Origin of the sequence: Halobaculum sp. EA56 (assembly GCF_051195075.1) — an archaeon.
In the GTDB taxonomy this organism is placed as follows: Archaea; Halobacteriota; Halobacteria; order Halobacteriales; family Haloferacaceae; genus Halobaculum.
The window spans coordinates 20,503-39,699 of sequence record NZ_JBNTJX010000002.1 but is presented as its reverse complement, the minus strand read 5'-3'; the positions used below and the strand labels follow the sequence as shown (position 1 = coordinate 39,699).

Genomic DNA, 19,197 nt, shown 5'->3' with positions numbered 1-19,197 from the left:
CCGTGCCATCGTGACCCATGATCGAGGAGTGCCTCGCCGTCGAGGTGCGCGTCAGCGGCGACGACTGTCCGCTCGCGGAGGCGACGGCGGCGACGCGGACGCGGGTACGCGCGGAGCCGCCGCAGCTGCGCGCGGACGGGAACGTCCTCCTCCGGTTCGGCGCCGCCCGCGACGACGACCTCGCGGCCCGCCTGGACGCCGACGACCGGATCCGGTACCTCCACCGCTCGCGCGCGGACGGGCGCGACACGTACCGCTGTCTCTCCAAGCACCCGTGCGTCGTCCACGAACTCGTCTCCGCGGGCCTGCTCGTCGAGGACGTCGTCTACCGCGACGGCGACGCCGCCGTCACGGGCGCGGTCGTCGGCCACGAGGTGCTCCGGGGGGTGATGGAGACCGCCGGCGAGACCGTGGGCGTCCGGTTGGGGCGGACGTACCCGCTCCGTGAGGAGTCCGAGCCGGTGACGGGGCGGTTCGGCCTCACCCCGCCGCAGGCGGAGGCGGTGCGGGCGGCGGTCGCGGCGGGCTACTTCTCGGTGCCGCGGGAGGCGACATCCGAGGAGGTGGCCGCGGAGCTGGGGCTCTCGAAGAGCGCGTTCCTCGAACGGATCCGGCGGGCGGAAGCGACGCTGTACGGCGAACTGTTCGGGGAGTGACCGGGCGGAAACGACGGCCTCCCGAGCGGACAGCCCGTCCGGGGGACGCGTGTGTGGCGGGCGCGTCGCGTCGGTCCCGCCGCCGCCCGAACGATCGCCGTGCGGCGCCGACCTGGCGAGTTCTGCCGATTCCCGAAACCGCCGGATAGCGTCGTGTTCGGCCCCGAGCTGCGCGAATCGCTCGTGTTATACACGTCGGGCGGGAACCACGGGTGTGACGCGCACCGAGTACGATCCCGCCGACCGCGACGTCCGCCTCTCGAGCACCGCCTACCGGATCACCGTCGACGGCGGCCGGGAGACGTTCGACGCGCTCGAGATCTGCGACGAGCGGTCCCCCGAGGCGTACCTCATCTCCGACACGGTCCGGTCGCTGGACGGGATGCGCTGACCGGGCCCGGACGTCTCCGTCTCCCGGCCCGACGATCGACTGCGGAACGTTCTCTCCCGACCCTTCCGGGGGCCGAGCGTCCCCGCCCTGGTCGCGGCGACCCCGATCACTCCTCGACTAGTCCGTCCAGGAGGCTCCGCAGCCACGCGAACTCGTCGTCGACGACCTCGTGGCCGACGCCGTCGTACACGCGCTCGGTCACGTCGCCGCCGAGCGCCCGCAGGACCGCGGCGGTCGCCCGGACGCGCTCGGGCGGCACGCGCCGGTCGTCCGCGCCGCCGGCGACGAGCACGGCCGCGCCGCCGAGGTCGCCGTCGTCCCCCGCGGCGTCGACCTCGGGGCCGAGCAGGCACCCGCTGAGCAGCGCCGCGGGATGGCGCCCGCCGGCGGTCGCGAGGTGTTCGGCGGCGACGCACGCGCCCTGCGAGAAGCCGACCAGAACCACCGATTCCGCCGGGAGCGACAGCGTCGCGCGGGTCGCCGCGAGCGTCGACTCGACGACAGCCAGCGCGGAGGAGCGGTGGGGCTCGTTGCGCTCGCGCGGCGCGTCGGCGGCGTACGGATACCAGCGACTCCGGTCCGCGCCCGGGGCGACGAACGCGACGCCGCGGCGACGGACCGGGTCGAGGAGGTTGAGTACGCCCTGCGGCGTCGCCCCCCGTCCATGGAGGCAGACCACGGCCGCCTTCGCGGCGCCGCGGGGCGCCCCGGCCGTGACGACCGGACCGCCGGCGTGCGGCCCCGGGAGCCCGTCGGGGAGCGTCCCGCCCGGGAACATCAGGACCGGCGATCCCCGGTCGGGACCTCGACGGGGGGGAGCTGCCCCTCGATCATCCCGCGGTCCTCCTCTGCCCACGGCGGGAGCACGAGCGACTCGCCGAACGCCGACTCGTCCTCGTCGACGCCGAACCCGGGGCCCTCCGTGGCGAGCTCGATCAGGATCCCGCCGGGCTCGCGGACGTAGACCGCCCTGTAGTAGTGCCTGTCGCGGATCCGGGAGACCTCCACGTCGCGCTCGCGGAACAGGTCGTGCCACTCCCGGAGTTCCGTCCCGTCGGGGACGCGGAGCGCGACGTGGTGGATGCTTCCCCGGCCCTCGCGGGCGAAGTCGCCGCCCCTGTCGAGGAGGTCGACCACGGTCGCGTGATCGCCGCCGGCGCGATAGCGGACGCGGTCCCCCTCCTCGCCCTCGTACGCCAGCCCGAGCGTGTCGAGCACGCTCGCGGTCGCGAAGGGGTTCGTCGGGAGGGCGGTGACGCCGTGTAGCCCGCGGATCGCCGCGTCCGCCGGCACCCCGCCGTCGGTCCACGGCTCGACGGGCTGGTCGGCCCCGACGAGTTCGAGACGCGTGCCCGCGGGGTCTTCGAACCGGAGGACGGCGTCGTCGAAGCGGTCGGCGCGCTCGGCGTCGACGCCGCGGGCGCCCAGCCGGTCGCGCCAGTAGTCGAGCGACCCCTCGGGGACGGCGAACGACGCCGCGGTGATCTGCGGTCGTCCGCGGCGACCCGGCGGCTCGTTCGGGTACGGAAAGCAGGTGTAGACGGTGCCGAGGTCGCCGGCGCCGTTGCCGTAGTAGAAGTGGTACCGCAGGACGTCCTCGTGGTTGACCGTGCGCTTCACGAGGCGGAGCCCGAGCGTGTCGACGTAGAAGTCGAGGTTCTCCTGGGGGTCCCCGACCATCGCCGTGACGTGGTGGATCCCCGGAACGTCCGCGAGCATGCTGTCCGCGACGCTTCGTCGCCCGCCGTGTTAGCCTCCCCGGCCGACCCCTCCGTCTCCGGTCGGGGGTAGCAAACATCTCCGCTACCCGCCCGAGCGTTCAAATCCGCCGCCGAGTGGTCGAGATATTGCGAAAGAATAAACCAGAGTTCCGTCGATACTGAGCGTATGGACCTCGACGACGTCGACCGAGGCGTCCGTGGTTCCCTCCGGTTCGCCCGGCGTCCCGTCGCGGGCGAACCGTCGGCCCGGGTCGAAGCCCCGACGGACCCGGTCCGCGGCGCTCCCGACGTGGCCGACCTGTCGGGGGTCGGACCCGACGGCGCGGCGCCGCGGACGGCCGCCGGTTCGGGCGTCGGCCCGGCCGGCCGCCACGGGAGACACCTCACCGGAGGCGACAGTGCCGCCTGATCCGCCCGACTCGGTGACGGTCAGCTACGACGAGGACACCGGGGAGTACACCGCGACGTTCGACCCCGAGGCCGTCCCTCCGAGCGTCGCGGTCGTCGAGACGACCGCCGAGATCCGGGCGACGGAGCCGCGTCGGTACGCGCCGCTGTTCGAGGTCGTCGACCCGGACGCGCTGGACCGGATATGTAGCCCGACCGCCGCCGGGGACGACGACACCGCCGTCGAGTTCACGTATCTCGCGCACCGGGTTCGGGTCCGCAGTGACGGCTACATCGCCGTGACCCCGAAGGAGTAGCCGGCCGGGGAAGGTACCATCCCTTCCCCTCCGGCGGTCACTCCGCGACGACGAGCACCCGCGTGTTCCCCCGTCTGGCGCTTCTTTAGATTGGGGTATCGCTGTATCCGTGACTCAGTCGGTATTACTGTGGGAGCACCCGTAGTTCGCCGAACCCATACTTCGAATGGGGACCGGCACGGGTGATCCCGTTCTTCGCCGTCCCGATCGGATCTGACCCGGTATATTCGAACACTTGACCGTGATCGGCCGTGTTGAGGGTGTATTCTGTTCCGTGCTCTACGAGTCTCGTCTCGCGAGTCCGAACTCGATCACCGGAGACCCCCCACCACCACGGGATATCTGACGCGCGAACGTGAGGGTAGGTGGATGAGAGCACGTACGGTGAAACGAGTTCGATGCAATACTGGCTCGCGTCCTCGAGCCACGAGTAGTCGAGGTCTGTAATATCCACGAGTTGTGAATCCACGTACTCCAATCGACCGTACCCGTTGTTCCTAGCACCGCCGACCGCCAGCTCAGAGAGTTCATCCTCCGTGAGCGGGAGCACAGACCGGTTGTCGGAGTGGAAGTAGGCGTGGACGTACCAACGCACCGATCGACGGTCGTGAAACGCCCCAGGTGGCGTCCCGAAGGTCGTTGTCGGGGCGAAAACAGGTTTACCACCGTGGACACGTAGGTCGTGGGTGTTGGTCGCCGCGCTTGGACGTGAATCCAGCATCCATGCGTGTGAGGCGTCGCGGAAGAGGAACAGATCCTCGTACGTTCGCACTTCCGGGAGCGTCCCGCCGAGAGAGGGATTGATCCCACCTGATGAATGCTCCTCCGGATAGACCCCATATGCCCCGGGAACAAACACGCCGGTGCTCGCGTTGAGCGTCGTTCCGGCGAGTCGTGCGGAGTCACTTGTGATAGCGTGGACAAGTGCACTTCCAGACACGTGATACGGGTGGCCCATGTAATCGCCGTCGAGGGCGAAGCAGACCTGCTGAATTTCGGTCATCGCGTTGGCCTCCACGCCTCGAAGTCTTCGATATACTGGAGGGCTGTACTCCACGATCGGATTCGTCGCAGTTGGGAATCAAGGACCATCTCGAAGCGATCGCTCTCGACAGCGAGTGGATGTTCGGGGAGGGTATTCCACACGGTCGCCCAAGAACGAGATGGGGTCGTCCCCAGTAGAGTCGATCTGGAGGGGGGAGTGTTCACATCGATCCGGAGTCCAAACCGGTCGTCCGCGTAGACGGTTCTGTGCGGCTCGACGCGGCTCGGCGGGTCGACGACAACAGAGAGGTCATCGAACGAGTAACCCCGGTCATACGCATCGTACAGCGCTGCCACGAGCAAGGTGTGGTACTTCAGCGAGGTGTACGGATAGTGAACCGACTCGTTGAACACCGCCGGCAGCCAACTATACAGCCACGCTCGATGGGCCTCCGCGGCAGTCTCGTGCGAGAGTAGTTCACGGAGTGTCGTTCGATACTCACAGTCGTCGGTCGCATAGCCAGCATCCTCAGCGACTGAGCGTCCGGAAAGTAGCGAGAGACGCTCGTGGCGGACGTGTGCATCGAGTTGAGCTGACGGCTCCCCGTCCGGTCGAGACAGTCTCGCAGCATCACGATCTGCACCGTAGCCGACTGACTCGTTCACTCGGATACCCTCGAACGTGTCGCGTCGATCCACGTGACTCCGTCGGAGAAACTTGTGTACGTCGTGGCGGTAGACGGCGAGATGACCGTTGTGACGGCCCTCATCACGCATCGGTCGCCTCCATGTCGGTCGCATCGATACGTGTCTGTAGTGCCTTCTCACAGGCCGGACGAACGGTATCTGCCCACTCCTCGTCCGCCTCGTCCATTGCGGCCGTCGGCTTACGACTCCGGTTGAACACCCGTCGGAGTTCGCGGGTCGAATACAGCGGGTTGCAAAGGGTGGGTTCGATGATGCCAGCGCCGTTGTTTCGCGCACCTCCGAGTTGGTGCATGAAATCCATCCGTCGCTCCGCGAGGAAGTCGACGGCCGCAGCGAGTAACCCAAACGATGCAGGGGAGGGCTCGCGAAAGTGAAGGTACCATGTTCCATCCAAGTTCGCAACCGCGTCGAGTTCGACGCTTCTGAGCGACTGGCGACCGTCGTCACGATTTCGTGAGGCGATGTGTCGACTCAGTCTCCGGTAGTGGCCTTCCGCTTCACCGTCTTCGTAGGTGACAGCGGACCGAACCGGAGAGAACCGAATCGGACGCCGCAGGAGCGTCCCCGGGGGTCCGCCGAGTTCCCCGAACAGTTCCGCGAGGAGACACGGCGTTCCCCGCTCTCGACAGGCTCCCTTCGGATGGTACCCGTCTTCGAGATCCCGTTCGTACACATCGGATTTCTTGAAGTTCGCGTTTGCTTCTCCGGGATGGCAAGCGGTACCCCCTCGACGTTGGATCGCCCGCTCCATTCCATGTCGTAGCCACCCTGAAAGGCTAAACGAGGGAATGGTTCCTCCGATCTGGTTTGCCGGGTCGGTCGGATCGTAGTTCCCCCCGCTCGCATGGTGTCTGTCGGTGATAATCGAATCGCCGATCACGAGTAGGTCACACCGGAGTGCGATGTACGCCTCGGAGGGGAGCGAGATGTCCTCCAGAGGAGGATCCTCGGTCATTCCGACCACCTACGCTCCGAACGCTGGTCAGACCGTGTCCGGTCGGTTACGTGATCGTAGTCGAGTTCACGGACGGGTTCCCGACAGATTCGAGACCAGCGTCCTCCCAGTCGCTCTTCGACGATCCGCCAGTACCCGTCATCGAAGGCTCGCGGCTCGAATCGAAGCCGCTGTTCGAGTCCGTTCGCACCGACGAATCGAACCCTGACTTCTCCCGGGGGCTCACTGCGGCTCACTGGAACGAGCACCCCTCGTAGTGGGTGGCGTGTTCACGGCTTTCCGTCATGACCTCGGTACCGCAGCAACGACACCGAAGGAACTGGTACCCGGTCGGTTCTCCGTATCGGTTGATTTCGGGGATAGGTCCGATCCGGTTGTCTTCGAGGCTCTCAGGTTTAGCGGAACGTTCATCTCTCGACGTGTGTTTGCTCTTCATGGGTTCTCTGCGGAACCCCGGTCGGGTGTGCCAGCACCCGGCCACGATGTTCGTGACCACCCGGGCCTCCTACTCCACCTTGGTGCCGATATCGTATTTAAAAAATCACACCACCTGGGGCAGATGAGTTGGATCCAGAGTCCGGTCGTAACCGTAGGGCTGCAACGCTGGCTGAATTCACGACCGACCGGGAGCTATTCGATGTGAGTTTGGAATCCGAACTCCGCGAAATCAACGGCAAATAAGCTGATAGTGCGTAATTTTGGGGTCATTGAGGTGAGTCTCAAAGTCATATAGCGATTTGACTCGCTGTTCCTGAGATCTTCTTTCCGCGATTTCTCCGGTAGAATCGACTCTCTCACCGGAATTCGAGAATCGACGACGTATCGAGAAAACCATATGAGCATGTATGCTGACACATCGGCTGATCTCCCCGAATTCACCGGATTCAGATCAAAATTCATCAGCACGTCTATTTCGCCGGAGAGAACCCCCGTGGCATCGTCGTGAGCGGGAATTGGGGATCAACAACAGAGCCAATCGCGCCCCGGGGCACCCCGTCGACCTGAAGCGGTGGGGATGATACGGTCGCCTCTACGCGAACGAAACCGCCGTCTGAGCGGCTGATACCTCGGAATCACTGTCGGAAACGCGACCCGTACGAGTCGCGAAGAATGGTCGGGTTGTCGTACAGTATTAGATCAACATCCATCTCTGCTAGGGATTTTCTGTTACTAAATATCCGAGACATTATCGACGTACTCCGGCATGACGGTCGCACGCGACGGGCACGATAGTTCCAGTCGAAGCGAACCCTTGTGGTCGAGTTGCGAGGGAGACTCGAGTATCCACCACGTGCCGATATCCCAGTATCGGACGTCATTTGAATCCGTCATTCGACGCAGATACCCTACTGGAACGAGTATTCGAACGCGTTGGTATTGCGGGATCACTTCCGATGGAGGGAATATGCACTGGAGCAGCGGTGATTCGAGTAGTGGGTTCCGTGGCCCATCGTAGGCGTGGATACCCGGTCACACCGACTTCACGGGGGGTCTCTCCGGCGATTGTGGACGATCTGACCGACCTGACTCATCCTCGCTGATCCGATTCTGTGGAGAACGAGCGCGAACCGGCGCCTGTCGCCGATTCTGTCCTACTGGGCCACATCAGCGAGAATCGAGAAACGGGTAGAATGATCAACCGGTATCAGAAGCGACCTCTCGCCCGGAGATTCACGGACGAAATCGTTCGAAACGCGTGATTCGGACGCTGCCATCGCGCAGCACTCCCGTAGATACCGACACGACGATCGAGTATATCGACCCCCGTCGAACGCGGTCCATTCTCCATCGCGTGGGCGGTCTGTCGCACCTGACGGGTGAGGTGCTATCGAAGATACTCCTCCACAGACTGTGTCGATTCGATTTCCGAACATCCCGACGCGACCCGCTCGCATACGGACGAGTGCGAACCTGTCGACACCCGTGGAACACGCGTCACACCAGGTGTGAACCCGAACACGACTCGATCGTCGAAACGTGCACGGACTGTGGAACCATCATCCGTCGGCTGCACCACGTCGGAGGCGACTGATGCAGGTCCACGAGATCGAGTTGACGTACCGACTCGGGGAAACAAGACTCCGTCGTGTGCTGTTCAGTCCGGATCCGGATCACGGGTGTTTGAGACGCCAGGAGTTCGAACGAGACTCCGACGGGGATCCGTGGCAGCTTCAGAGCTCCGAACCAGTACGCGACCTCGAGCTACGGTGCTCGCCAGTCGATCTACCGAACTCAGTCAGGGGACCGTAGCTGAAGAAGTGAGGGCGGAACCCGAACTACCGTTCCGGGTACCCCTCCCGATCCTCGATCAAACAACCGCAGGGTGAGTCCGACTCGGGAACGTCGATGTGGAAGTGCGCTTCCACGCGCCCGTTCACCTGGCGGATCTCCCCGTCGGCAGTCCAATAGGCCGTCTGTGTGTACTCGTCGATGACGAATCCGTTCTCGACGAGGAGTTCGACGACATCGGCAGTTTCGGTGGCCGTGATCACCAGTCGCGAGGCGTTCTCCGAGAGTGCGACGTGCTTGCACATATCGAAGATCGCGCCCGCCGTCTCGGTGGTCCGAGCCGCCGGTTCGAACTGTTCGAACGAAATGCAGAGTTCGGTCGGTTCTGTCTCGTCGTTCCGGGAGGTAGTACACGAGACGAGCTGGTCAGGTCGCGGGTCGGCTTGCGTGATTTCGTGATCTACGGGCATCTGTCGTGCTGTTGCTGGTAGTGTCGGTATCGGTCAGACGACTCGTCGCTCCGAATAGACCCCTCTCGGAGCGGCTCTCGAGCCGGCGCCGCGGTGTGTCACGATACACGGCGCCCGCGCGAGTCAGAATTGACGCAAGAGACCGCACGCTCGCAGATCACGAACGACCTGCTTCCAGCGTGGCATACTCCGGGTGTGGTCTACTCACCGTATAGTGATTTCGGTGATCACCATCGGGCAGAGCAATTTTCCAGTCGGCGCACCTATCCACGACAGCGACAGCTGACGAATGCCCGGGAACCCCAAAGGCGACCGCCGCGAACGCGAACTCGTGAATCGACTCGCGGACGCCGGCTTCGCACCGATGCGTGCGCCCGCGTCAGGGAGTTCGACCGAGCGCGAGCTCCCGGACGTGATCTGCGGAAACGGCGAGTACGGGTACGCGATCGAAGCGAAATCTTCCGCCGGCGATCCGATCTACATCGACAGCGAGGAAGTCACGGACCTCCAGTACTTCGCCGAGATGCTCGGTCTCAGTGCTCGACTCGCCGTCCGATTCGATCGTGAGCCGTGGTGGTTCCTCGCTCCCGCCGACTGTCACAGGACGGACTCCGGAACCTACCGAATCAAGCTCCCAGCGGCGCGCTCCAAGGGACTACGGGTGGACGATCTCACCGGAGAGTCGAAGCAAGCACGCCTCGGCGAACTCGATAGCATCGACTGACCGGGGAGACCCCCATAGCGTCCACCGTACCACTATTTAGTTTATGTATATTCGATAGCGTATCTTTTTCACCCTCCTATCGGAGAGCATACTCGCCGATGCAACGACGCACGTTTCTGAAAGGTGTGCTGACAGCAGGTGGAATCACGCTCGCGGGCGAACCCGCACTCGGTGCGGACACGAAACTCGAACCGGGGACGTGGTACGATGCGACCGTCACCGACGAGGTCGACGGCGATACCGTCGACGTCGAACTCGACAGCGACGGGACGGCGTACAACATCCGTGTCCTCGGGATCGACACTCCCGAGAGGAGCGGCAATACACGATACGAGAACGTCGCCGAGTGGGAGGGTATCGAGGACGACGCGTATCTCGAAACCTGGGGGAACAACGCCTCCGAGTTCGCGAAGAACGAACTCCCCGTCGGCACCGCCGTCCAGATCGCAGTCGACTCCGAATCCGAGGAAGAAGACATCTACGGGCGCCTCCTCGCGAAGATCCGGTACGATCGCGACGGGTCCGGGACGAAGGACACCGTCTACAACAAGATCGCGCTCGAGGAGGGGTACGCCCGCGTGTACAGCGCGACGATGTCGAACACAGACGAGTACTGGGACCTCGAAGACACCGCCCGTGCCGACGGACTCGGCGTGTGGGGACAAAGCGACCCTGCGAACTCGACGGAGGTCCGCGACAACGACGTCGTCGAGACGTTCCACCCGAACACGTCGAGCGTTCGGACGACGAACGGTGCGATCCCGGAGACGCGCGTCCCGATGTGGGCGGAAGCCGAGGCGACACAGACGCACGGGTCCGGCGCCGTCGACTACGGGAGCGATCCGATCCCGCTGGTCGGCGTCGACACCGGCGCCCGCACGGCGCTGTTCGGCGGACAACCGATCCAGGAGGATCACGACTCATACGCCGAACAGTACGAGCACTTCGTATTCTTGACCAATCTCGTCGACTCGCTCGCGGCGAGCGACCGGTCGGGGATGGTGTTCGTCGAGGGCGGCCACGACCAGTTTGGCGGCGATTACGCCTGCTGTGCGGAGGACACCGTGTATTACCAGCGGTATCTGGAGGGACAGGGGATCGAGCTTGCCGGCGTGAACTCGGTCGAAACGACGACCGGCCCGCAGCTCGCGGACGCCCGGGCGATCATCGTGACCAGTCCGGCCGCCGCGTTCACCGCCGCCGAGGTCGACGCCCTCACCACGTTCCGTGATAACGGGGGCGCAGTCGTCCTGATGGGGAGTTCCGAATCGACCGACACCAGGCGGTCGAATCTCGACGACCTCGCGAGCGCGCTCGGCAGCGACCTCCGGCTGAACGAGGACGCCGTCACGGACGACACGAACAACGCCAACAGCGACCCGTCGCTCGTGACCACTGGCCAATTCAACACGACGGACTTCTCGCTGTGGAGCGCCTACAGCGGCTCGACGCAGGGTGTCGACCTCTCGATCGACCGCGTCCATCGGAACGCGGGTTCGCTGAACGAGGAGTGGGTGGACATCACGAACGAGGGCGGGTCGACGGTCGACCTCACGGACGTCACGCTCTCGAACGCCGACGGCGACACGTACACCTTCCCGACCGACTTCTCGCTCGATCCGGGCGCGACCGTCCGCGTGCACACGGGGAGCGGAACGGACTCGTCGACGGACCTCTACTGGGGCGCGTCGATGTTCCGGTGGGACAACGACGCCGATACGGCGACCGTCGACGACCCCTCGGGTGACGTCGTCGCGCAGGTCACGTGGTCCGTCCCGGACGTGATCGTCCCGACCGTGAGTCCCGACGGAGACACCCTCAACGACGAGTACGTCGACCTGACAAACGTGAGTGACGACCAGGTCGACTTGAGCGGGTGGACCGTCTCCGACGAGGCGGGATACACCTACACCGTTCCCTCGGGCTTCGCGCTCGATGCCGGCGCGAGCGTTCGGCTCCACACCGGCGACGGGACCGACTCCGCGAGCGACCTCTACTGGGGTCGCGGGTCGGCCGTGTGGAACAACGGCGGCGACACCGTCTTCGTCAGGGACGACGCCGGCGCGCTCGTCCAGACGCGGACGTACCCGTCGCCGTATTCCATCTCCGTGACGGAGTTGAACCTCAGCGAGGAGTACGTCGACATCACGAACGACGGATCGAGCATCGTCGACATGTCCGGGTTCACGATCGAGGACGAAGCAGGAACGACCTACACGTTCCCCGATTCGTTCGGGCTCGGTGCGGGGTCGACCGTCCGCGTGCACACGGGCGACGGAACGGACACGACCACCGACCTGTACTGGGGTCGCGGGACGAGCGTGTGGAACGACGACGGCGACACGGCGTTCGTGTTCGACGATAACGAGGTCCAAGTGGCCTCGGGCGGACCGTCCTCGTCGAGTTCGGGCTCGGATGTCGCGGTCGCGCAGGTCAACGAAGACGGGTCGACGCTCAACGACGAGTGGGTCGATTTCGAGAATACGATGACTGCGGACATCGATATGACGGGGTGGACCGTCGAGGACGAGGCGAGTCACGTCTACCAGTTCCCCGACGGTTACACGCTCACCGCCGGTGGGACCGGACGACTCCATACCGGCGACGGGACCGATTCCAGTTCGGACGGTGATATCTACTGGGGGAGCGGATCGGCTATCTGGAACAACTCCGGTGACACCGTGTACCTGTACGAGGACGACGGGACGCTACACACGGAGTATACATACTGAACGTCAGCACGTTCGCTTCTCACGGTAGCATATCGCAGTGGCGATACTCCGAGACTCTACGGAGGTACCCCACCTACGATTCGTCTTCTCCCAAATCTCGTATAGTACCTCAGTAAAACCGTGTAGCGGAGTCGATACACCGGATCGGTAGCGAGCACTCTCTCGTCTCCGTTCCGGATCCACCGACGGATTCATTAGGTATCATCTCATTCGAGATAACTAATAGAGATGACGACGACCGACTTGATGAATCCTACCGCTGCAAAGATCGTCTTGGCAGCACAGCGTGGCGATTCAATCAACCGAATATCGAACAAGATCGGCACGTCGTACTCATGGGTCTACGACTGGGTCGGACGATTGGCCGATGCAGAAGTTATCTCGAATACCGATAGCGGAGTTCGAGTCCGTGACTACGTGATGCGTCGGCGCTACGAGGAACTGATGGGGACATTATACAGTCGCGACGAGGTTTCGCAGGAAGACGCGTACGTAATCCCTCACTTCGCCCGAATGGAGTTCGCCTACACGGAGATCGACGCCGCCTACGTCTGGACGCACGGCGGATTCCAGATCGCCCGCGGTCACGACGACTACCCCGTGTTCATCGAGGTTCACGAGCGCGACATCGATCGGTGGATCGAGTTTTTCGAGCGGTTCGGGGTCGACACAACCGTCGGTGAGCGCCCGGACGCGGCCGATGTCGACGGGAGCGTCCACTACATCCTGTTCCCGCAGACAGAGGCGATCGACGCAAAGTGGGTCGACGGCAATCCCGTGATCCCCTTGGACGCTGCAGTCGACCAGATGATGCAAACCCGGTCGGCGTACGAACCTGCGTTGGAGATGATCGCCGACGAACACGACGTGGACGTCGACGCGAGTCATCACGACGAGATGACTGCCGACTGAACAAGCCACAATGAGTCTTCAAGACCGACAAGTCGAACTCACCGACACACACCGCGCCATACAGGCTGAAGAACTCTCGTACGTTCTCGTCGGAGGATGGGCGATCTCGGCGTTTCAGACTCGGTTCACGACTGACGTCGATATGGTGATCCCCGAGACAGAACTCGACGCGTACGACGCTCTCCTTAGCGAATTGGGGTACAGCAAAGCGTTCGATAACGACGTGGCAAACGTTTACGAGGGGAGGATCGTCCGGTACGAGAAATCGGTGGGCGACAACGCTGTCGAATTCGATGCACTCGTCGGCGCGCTCCGTTGTCGGCAGACCGACGCGGAGTGGTCGTACCGCTATCTCCACGAACACAGCACCGTCGAGCCTCTCGAAGTGGCGGAAGATCTGGCAGCGTGCATTCCCGAGCCTGCGCTGCTATTCGCGCTCAAACTCCATAGCGGTCGGCTCGCGGATGTGCGGGATCTGGTGATAGTCGGTTCCGAAGCAGAACTCGACCGGATCGAACAACACATCCATCGGGGAAATCCGAGTCAGTTAGCCGAACAGATCGAACGCGTGCTGGCGGAACTCGAGAGCGACGGGTTTGCGGACTCGTTCAAGGGCGTGTTCCAACAGACGGAACTTCCTGAGGACGAGATCGACGAACTCATCCGGTTCTTACAAATACAACTTGACGGACTCGGACAGTAACCGGCCGACTCGCTCGGTTCAGAGCCACTCGGGCGTCGGACGATGCTCGAACTCCTCGACGTCCGCGAGGTCCTCCGTGTCCGTCCGGTCGACAGCATCGGGCCGTGTCTTCGTCTCGAACCACAACGCTGTCGACGCTTGTATCCGTCCGTCAGGAACGGATTTCGTACCAGTGACCTGGTTCTCGAAGGTCGTAAGCGAGATGTCGGATTCGTCAACGAGCGTCTCGAGAATGTCTTCTGCAAGTCGCCCGTTCACCTGTTCGAGCACTGCGAGGATCGTAGACGTGACTCGATTTTCTCCCTGGGTGTACGTAGAGAACAGCGGATTCGCCATAGAAGCGTATTAGTTCTGAATTACAAAGTCCCCAGTGTCAGCGGACGGGCGTCCGGAACCGACCCCGAGCCTCGAGCCGTTCAAGGTGTGTCTGGAGTTCGGCGATCTCGTCTTCGGTGAGGCCAGCAACTGTTCCACCCTTCGTCTGAGAAATCGACGAGAGGCTGTCGTATTCGTCATCGCTCGGCCCCATGACTGCATATTCAGAGAACTGTAGTGTCTTCAGGTGCTTGTCTCCATCCCGCGGACCCTCGATTAGTCCGAGTCCATCACTCGAAAACCGTCCGACAGCAAGTAGATCGGTATGTGCCCCACGTAGTGTTCCGATCCCTCCAGCGCGGGAGGCTTCCGCGAGTCTGTTGAATGCCTCCGCAACGGCGGTTTTTGGCTCACCTTCTGGTGCGTCGCTCGGTTCGAACGAGTGGTTTGTGGAGTAATCAACCACGAACGTCCCGGCCGCGATGTACCGCGGCTGGAATTCACCGGGGACAGCGTCGTTTTCACACGCGATCGTCACACGCTCACCGTCTGTATCGTACATCACCCCGACTGTGAAAATTACAGGTCATAATGGTTGGTGTGCAATTATCAGCAGTAGTTCAGGGCCGTGCTCTCGTGTGAACTCTGAACGGGTCGTCTCGCTCCTCGTCCGTCCCGTCCACCGATAGCACTCGAATCAAGCCCGAGGTGCTGGCACCCTGCTCGCGTGGACCAGCCGGCACCCGCCCCGCTCGCCTCTCGCGGCCGGGTTCGCGGCGCTCCTCTCGTCGCGCCGCGCTCGCTCGTGCCGATGGGCACGCCAGCGGGCTGTGGCTCCCGGGTTCTGCGCGCTCCTGCGTCGCGCTCGAACCCGGAACCCACGCTCCGCTGGCCGCTCGCCCCGGCCGCTCCGGCGCGCGTGGCTGATCGTCTCCTCGCCTCCCTGCGCGCGCCGCTCGCGCCCTTCGGGCGCTCGAAGGCGCGAGCGGCGCGCGCAGAGTTGGCTGGTCGGGAATCGGTGTTGTGCAGAAGGGCCGCGAGTGGGATCGCGGCTGTCGGGCGTCGTGAAACGACTTCGGAGTGGATTACTCCAATGGCACACAAGAGCGTCGTCGGTAATGAAGGTGTAGCACAGACTCACGAGGAAGAGACGGTCATCGACGAGGACGGATTCGAAGTCATCGACGAAGCGGCTGTCCGGATGAACGCACTCCGGCCGTCGGTCGAACACGAGATCCACGGACGGATCGACACGGACACGGCAGCTGCTCGGGGTCGGGGACTGACGCTGGTCGAGGAAGAACGCATCGCGGCCGAGGAGGCAGAGATTCGTCGGACGGTGGAGCGACGTGATCGGCGCCAGGGGTCGGACCGGGAAGCGCGGACGCGGCACGTCGCGGAAACGACGGCCCGGAATGCAAGAGAAACGTTCGCAGAACGGGCGGCGAGCGTCGACCCACGATTCGAACCGGGCGACCCGAGGGCGCGGTTGGACAGTGAGGCGTTGGCGGCGGTGAATCGCGAAGCGACACGGCTTCAGGAGGGATTGTCGAACGGAACGAGTCGAGCGGCGATCGCGCGGCAGTTGGCCGACCGGGTCGTGGACGGTACCTCGCTTCTCAGTGCGTCGCTTGCGGTTGTGGAGGCGGAAAAAACACGGCCGGAGCGCGTGGTCGACATCGAGCAGTTGGCGGACGTGGACGCCTCTCAAGTGAACATCCAAGGCGAGGTGACACGGTTGTTCGAGCCGAACAGTCGGAAGATCGACCAGGTCGGCCTCATCGAGGATGAGACCGGAACGACGAAGTTCACGGCCTGGCGTCGGAGCGGCGCCGACCGTGTTCGGGTCGGCGATGAGGTGCGGTTGCTGAACGTCGCGAAGAACTGGTACAACGGGCGCGTGAGCGTGGCCGTGACGGGGTGGAGCGAGGTGTGGCTGCTGTGAGCGGGACGTAACCGAACGTCACCATCGTCGCAAACGATGGTTATCGGTCCCACCCAGAGCGGAGCCTTATGTAATCAAATCGGCTACGGTCGGTGTGAGCGACATTCGACGAGCCGCGTTCGACATCGAGACCGTCTCGCCGTCAGTTCCTGACGACGAGTACCCGAACTTCACCGACTCTCGTGACTTCGAACTCACGGGAGCCGCGATCGCCCACGAATACGTGGACGGAGCACGTGAGACGATCGTGGAGTGGCGGGACGGCTGGGGGCCGCGTTCCGAACTCGATCTGATCGAGGCACTCGTGGATCACATCGCTTCGGTGGAGACGGTGATCACGTACAACGGCGAACGCTTCGACTTCGCTCATTTGGAGGGTCGCGCCCGGATCGCCGGTGCCGAGGTCGGTGAGCGGACGCACGAGCGTGTGCAATCGGTACTCGACGAGATCGACCACATCGACCTCCAGCCCGACGCCTGGGACGCTACGGCGAGTACACGAGCCTCGAGGACACGATGCAGAAGGTCGGAATCGAACCGGTCGAGACCCTTCCGGGGGCGTTCGAGCACGGTGTTCCGTCCACCGAGTGGGCGAAGCAGCACTCGGAGGCAGTCGAGTCGGCAGACCTCGCCGTCCTCGGTGAGATCTATCTCGACGCGATCGACGGGAAGCGCGACGATATCTCGGTGTCGGGGCTCGAAGCGATGTTGACCCACTACGCCCGTGCGGACGTCGAGTTGTTGTTCGAGTTGGCTGACGCGCGACCGTTCGTGTAGGGGGTGAAGTTAGACTTCGTTGCTGTAGGGAAGACAGATATCTTCTCCCTCCGAGAGATAGATCATGCCGATCGAATTCGGCCTCTGGAGATTGGACGACAGTAACTTCGCCCGGGTTTCATCCAGCACACTCGATGAAGAGTCGCGGCTGGAGGAGCTCCTCCGTGAAGACCCCCACGTCCTCGGTCGGGATCTCTTGATCATCGGACAGCAGGTTCGGACGGCGAGCGGTAATCGACTCGACTTGCTCGGGATCGATGCTATGGGCGACCTCCACGTGATCGAACTCAAACGACAGCGAACACCGCGGGATGTCGTCGCGCAGGTGCTGGATTACGCCTCGTGGGTTCGAACCCTCACATACGACGATCTGACAGAGATCTTTGACGACTATGATGAGTCTCGGGAATTCGAAGCCGCGTTCAGCGAGAAGTTCGATTCTGCGAGACCGGAGGGTGAATCGGGAGTTCCCGAGGATATCAATCAGACTCACTCGCTGACGGTTGTCGCCGCCGAACTCGATGCCGCGACCGAGCGGATCATCGAATATCTCGCAGACGAGTACAGCGTACCGATCAACGCGGTCCGGTTCGATTACTACGAGGACGACGGGCGCGAATACCTGGCTCGGACGTGGCTGGTCGACCCCCAGTCCACATCGGAAGCACCGAGCAAACGCGAGTCCTGGAACGGGACGGATTATTACGTCTCGTTCGGACACGGGAAACACCGGTCGTGGACCGACGCAAGAGAATACGGATTCATTTCCGGCGGTCAGGGAACGTGGTACAGCCGAACGCTGAAGCAGCTCTCGGTAGGCGATAGGGTGTTCACACATATTCCGGGTGAAGGATACGTTGGTGTCGGTGAGGTAATCAGTGAACGAACACCGGTAACCGAGTTTACCGTCGAAACAGATGACGGCGAGGAGATTCCGATCTTGGAAACCGACCTTGACGCCACGGCGATGGATGAGAATGCGGAGAGTCCTGAAGAACGGGAGTATCTCGTTGGTGTCGAGTGGCGCGATACCCGTAGCATCAAGAATGCGTACTGGGAAACTGGAATGTACGCGAACCAAAATACCGTGACGAAACTCCGAAATCAGTTCACCATCGATCGGCTCTACGATCATTTCGACGTCGACGATTAATCAACCCGGTTACGCTCCTCTTGATATACGTTTGAGATCAGGAGTCGCCGGGGATAATCTCAGTCGGCAGATCTGGGAACTCTAGTACATCAGTATCTACAAACTCGATTTCGAGGTTGCCGGTGAAAACCAGTACTACACGTGGTTTGGGAATGAGGACGCGGAGTGGACCATCGAAGACGTCGAACGCATCGAGAACACTGACGAAGACCGCGTTCTCATCTATCCCGAAGGTGAGTACTTCACTTGTGAGATCACAGCCGACGGCGAGGAGCATAACGACGGACCGGTTCGCTGCTATTGTCCGTAATCGCGGTAGAGTCGCTTCTGGAGATTCCAGTCACTTCTGCGTATTCACTCGGGCCGTGTACCCCTGCTTCGAACGTCCTTTATATACGCCCGAGGCTCGATCCCTCTCATTTGCCGGCAGTTTTATAAAACTCCGGACATAGATTGCTACTGTACAGTAGCAAACAATGGGAACGAGATTACTGAACCGGAACACACCGAGAGAGGTGGCGAATCGGGTCAGAGATAATTTGGGCAAAAGGGTTAATACCCTGTCAGAGATACGGGACCGACATGAGTTGCCATTCAACGGTGGCAAGGGAGGTAGATGCATGATCGACGGGACCGCCCTGGGTGGATTCCCGGAGTACCTCCCGAAGCAGGAGGCCGTCCTGATCGCAACCGTTGAGAACGAGACACTGGAAAGCGATGTCGCGTACTACCTCCACTCACGCGGCGAGCTCGCGATCGGAGAGTACGATCAGCCCGACGACCGGTTCGTCCCGAAGCAGACGGTCGAAGTGGACTCGAGTGTCATGAGCGACACCGTTCAGGCGCTCCTCGAGTCGGGGGTGGAGGTTACCCTCTCACCGGTCGGCAAGGCGCTCAACGATGCCGCACGTCTCTCAGAGGACGGTGTCCTCGGGAAGAAGCAGGCGCACGTGTATGCCCTGCGGGATATCCATGGGTTCAGCCGTGGGGAGGCCGCAACCGTCCTCAACATCAACCCGAGTACCGTCGACTCCCAGTTGTATAGCGCGCGTGATCGAAAGGACTCGGCTGAGTCGTTCGTCGATACGCTCGATCGAATCGTCTCCGAGATGAATTAA

The 19,197-nt window shown here is 62.8% G+C and carries 23 protein-coding genes; 13 read left to right on the top strand and 10 right to left on the bottom strand.

What is annotated here, in order from left to right; all coding sequences use genetic code 11:
• The first annotated feature begins 17 nt into the window (after positions 1-17).
• Positions 18-656 (top strand): helix-turn-helix domain-containing protein, encoded by a 639-nt coding sequence (locus tag ACQUQ1_RS03330; protein ID WP_435062848.1) that lies wholly within the window; start codon positions 18-20, stop codon positions 654-656.
• Between the two features lie 214 nt (positions 657-870).
• Positions 871-1,047: a hypothetical protein gene (locus tag ACQUQ1_RS03325; protein WP_435062847.1), complete on the top strand. Its 177-nt coding sequence runs from the start codon at positions 871-873 to the stop codon at positions 1,045-1,047.
• A 106-nt stretch (positions 1,048-1,153) separates the two neighbouring features.
• On the opposite strand, the gene ACQUQ1_RS03320 is transcribed toward ACQUQ1_RS03325, so the two are convergent.
• Both ACQUQ1_RS03320 and ACQUQ1_RS03315 read right to left on the bottom strand, forming a co-directional pair.
• On the bottom strand, positions 1,154-1,825 hold the full coding sequence (locus ACQUQ1_RS03320; RefSeq protein WP_435062846.1) for an alpha/beta hydrolase: 672 nt from the start codon (positions 1,823-1,825) through the stop codon (positions 1,154-1,156).
• A complete protein-coding gene (locus tag ACQUQ1_RS03315; protein ID WP_435062845.1) occupies positions 1,825-2,766 on the bottom strand; it encodes a VOC family protein in 942 nt (313 codons plus the stop codon). Before ACQUQ1_RS03315 ends, ACQUQ1_RS03320 begins: the two co-directional genes overlap by 1 nt.
• 168 nt (positions 2,767-2,934) lie before the next feature.
• Between ACQUQ1_RS03315 and ACQUQ1_RS03310 the strand changes: the two genes are divergently transcribed.
• Positions 2,935-3,177, top strand: coding sequence for a hypothetical protein (locus ACQUQ1_RS03310; protein ID WP_435062844.1), 243 nt, complete (start codon positions 2,935-2,937; stop codon positions 3,175-3,177).
• Entirely contained in the window at positions 3,167-3,472 is a 306-nt protein-coding gene (locus tag ACQUQ1_RS03305; protein ID WP_435062843.1) for a HalOD1 output domain-containing protein, read from the top strand. Before ACQUQ1_RS03310 ends, ACQUQ1_RS03305 begins: the two co-directional genes overlap by 11 nt.
• A gap of 124 nt (positions 3,473-3,596) precedes the next feature.
• Here ACQUQ1_RS03305 and ACQUQ1_RS03300 read toward each other — a convergent pair whose 3' ends face one another.
• Genes ACQUQ1_RS03300 through ACQUQ1_RS03290 form a run of 3 tightly spaced genes read right to left on the bottom strand, consistent with a single transcriptional unit; the run spans position 3,597 to position 6,119 of the window.
• Entirely contained in the window at positions 3,597-4,475 is an 879-nt protein-coding gene (locus tag ACQUQ1_RS03300) for a hypothetical protein (RefSeq protein WP_435062842.1), read from the bottom strand.
• Positions 4,472-5,233, bottom strand: coding sequence for a hypothetical protein (locus ACQUQ1_RS03295; protein WP_435062841.1), 762 nt, complete (start codon positions 5,231-5,233; stop codon positions 4,472-4,474). Before ACQUQ1_RS03295 ends, ACQUQ1_RS03300 begins: the two co-directional genes overlap by 4 nt.
• Positions 5,226-6,119, bottom strand: a complete 894-nt coding sequence (locus ACQUQ1_RS03290) for a hypothetical protein (protein ID WP_435062840.1) — start codon at positions 6,117-6,119, stop codon at positions 5,226-5,228. The genes ACQUQ1_RS03295 and ACQUQ1_RS03290 overlap by 8 nt, the downstream gene beginning before the upstream one ends.
• 50 nt (positions 6,120-6,169) lie before the next feature.
• Between ACQUQ1_RS03290 and ACQUQ1_RS03285 the strand changes: the two genes are divergently transcribed.
• The gene (locus ACQUQ1_RS03285) at positions 6,170-6,376 is read left to right on the top strand and encodes a hypothetical protein (RefSeq protein ID WP_435062839.1); all 207 of its coding nucleotides are present in this window, start codon (positions 6,170-6,172) and stop codon (positions 6,374-6,376) included.
• A 2,019-nt stretch (positions 6,377-8,395) separates the two neighbouring features.
• Here the strand turns inward: ACQUQ1_RS03285 and ACQUQ1_RS03280 are convergent.
• Positions 8,396-8,818 (bottom strand): hypothetical protein, encoded by a 423-nt coding sequence (locus tag ACQUQ1_RS03280; protein ID WP_435062838.1) that lies wholly within the window; start codon positions 8,816-8,818, stop codon positions 8,396-8,398.
• 289 nt (positions 8,819-9,107) lie between these two features.
• Here ACQUQ1_RS03280 and hjc point away from each other — a divergent pair, with 289 nt between their 5' ends.
• From hjc to ACQUQ1_RS03260, 4 genes are all read left to right on the top strand, one after another.
• Positions 9,108-9,542, top strand: a complete 435-nt coding sequence (gene hjc, locus ACQUQ1_RS03275) for a Holliday junction resolvase Hjc (protein ID WP_435062837.1) — start codon at positions 9,108-9,110, stop codon at positions 9,540-9,542.
• A gap of 98 nt (positions 9,543-9,640) precedes the next feature.
• Entirely contained in the window at positions 9,641-12,274 is a 2,634-nt protein-coding gene (locus ACQUQ1_RS03270) for a lamin tail domain-containing protein (RefSeq protein ID WP_435062836.1), read from the top strand.
• 246 nt (positions 12,275-12,520) lie between these two features.
• A complete protein-coding gene (locus ACQUQ1_RS03265; protein WP_435063293.1) occupies positions 12,521-13,186 on the top strand; it encodes a helix-turn-helix domain-containing protein in 666 nt (221 codons plus the stop codon).
• Between the two features lie 10 nt (positions 13,187-13,196).
• The gene (locus ACQUQ1_RS03260; protein WP_435062835.1) at positions 13,197-13,889 is read left to right on the top strand and encodes a hypothetical protein; all 693 of its coding nucleotides are present in this window, start codon (positions 13,197-13,199) and stop codon (positions 13,887-13,889) included.
• A gap of 18 nt (positions 13,890-13,907) precedes the next feature.
• Here ACQUQ1_RS03260 and ACQUQ1_RS03255 read toward each other — a convergent pair whose 3' ends face one another.
• Both ACQUQ1_RS03255 and ACQUQ1_RS03250 read right to left on the bottom strand, forming a co-directional pair.
• Positions 13,908-14,225, bottom strand: a complete 318-nt coding sequence (locus ACQUQ1_RS03255; protein WP_435062834.1) for a hypothetical protein — start codon at positions 14,223-14,225, stop codon at positions 13,908-13,910.
• Positions 14,226-14,262: 37 nt separating this feature from the next.
• Positions 14,263-14,766 carry a hypothetical protein gene (locus ACQUQ1_RS03250; protein ID WP_435062833.1) on the bottom strand — a complete coding sequence of 168 codons (504 nt, stop codon included), beginning with the start codon at positions 14,764-14,766 and terminating at the stop codon, positions 14,263-14,265.
• Positions 14,767-15,123: 357 nt separating this feature from the next.
• On the opposite strand from ACQUQ1_RS03250, the gene ACQUQ1_RS03245 reads away from it, so the two are divergent.
• A complete protein-coding gene (locus tag ACQUQ1_RS03245) occupies positions 15,124-16,149 on the top strand; it encodes an SOSS complex subunit B family protein (RefSeq protein WP_435062832.1) in 1,026 nt (341 codons plus the stop codon).
• A 142-nt stretch (positions 16,150-16,291) separates the two neighbouring features.
• On the opposite strand, the gene ACQUQ1_RS03240 is transcribed toward ACQUQ1_RS03245, so the two are convergent.
• On the bottom strand, positions 16,292-16,606 hold the full coding sequence (locus ACQUQ1_RS03240; protein ID WP_435062831.1) for a hypothetical protein: 315 nt from the start codon (positions 16,604-16,606) through the stop codon (positions 16,292-16,294).
• Positions 16,607-16,665: 59 nt separating this feature from the next.
• Between ACQUQ1_RS03240 and ACQUQ1_RS03235 the strand changes: the two genes are divergently transcribed.
• Positions 16,666-16,926 carry a hypothetical protein gene (locus ACQUQ1_RS03235; protein WP_435062830.1) on the top strand — a complete coding sequence of 87 codons (261 nt, stop codon included), beginning with the start codon at positions 16,666-16,668 and terminating at the stop codon, positions 16,924-16,926.
• Between the two features lie 64 nt (positions 16,927-16,990).
• Positions 16,991-18,079: an endonuclease NucS domain-containing protein gene (locus ACQUQ1_RS03230; RefSeq protein WP_435062829.1), complete on the top strand. Its 1,089-nt coding sequence runs from the start codon at positions 16,991-16,993 to the stop codon at positions 18,077-18,079.
• Between the two features lie 37 nt (positions 18,080-18,116).
• Here ACQUQ1_RS03230 and ACQUQ1_RS03225 read toward each other — a convergent pair whose 3' ends face one another.
• Positions 18,117-18,356, bottom strand: a complete 240-nt coding sequence (locus ACQUQ1_RS03225) for a hypothetical protein (RefSeq protein ID WP_435062828.1) — start codon at positions 18,354-18,356, stop codon at positions 18,117-18,119.
• A 343-nt stretch (positions 18,357-18,699) separates the two neighbouring features.
• Between ACQUQ1_RS03225 and ACQUQ1_RS03220 the strand changes: the two genes are divergently transcribed.
• The gene (locus tag ACQUQ1_RS03220) at positions 18,700-19,197 is read left to right on the top strand and encodes an RNA polymerase sigma factor (protein ID WP_435062827.1); all 498 of its coding nucleotides are present in this window, start codon (positions 18,700-18,702) and stop codon (positions 19,195-19,197) included.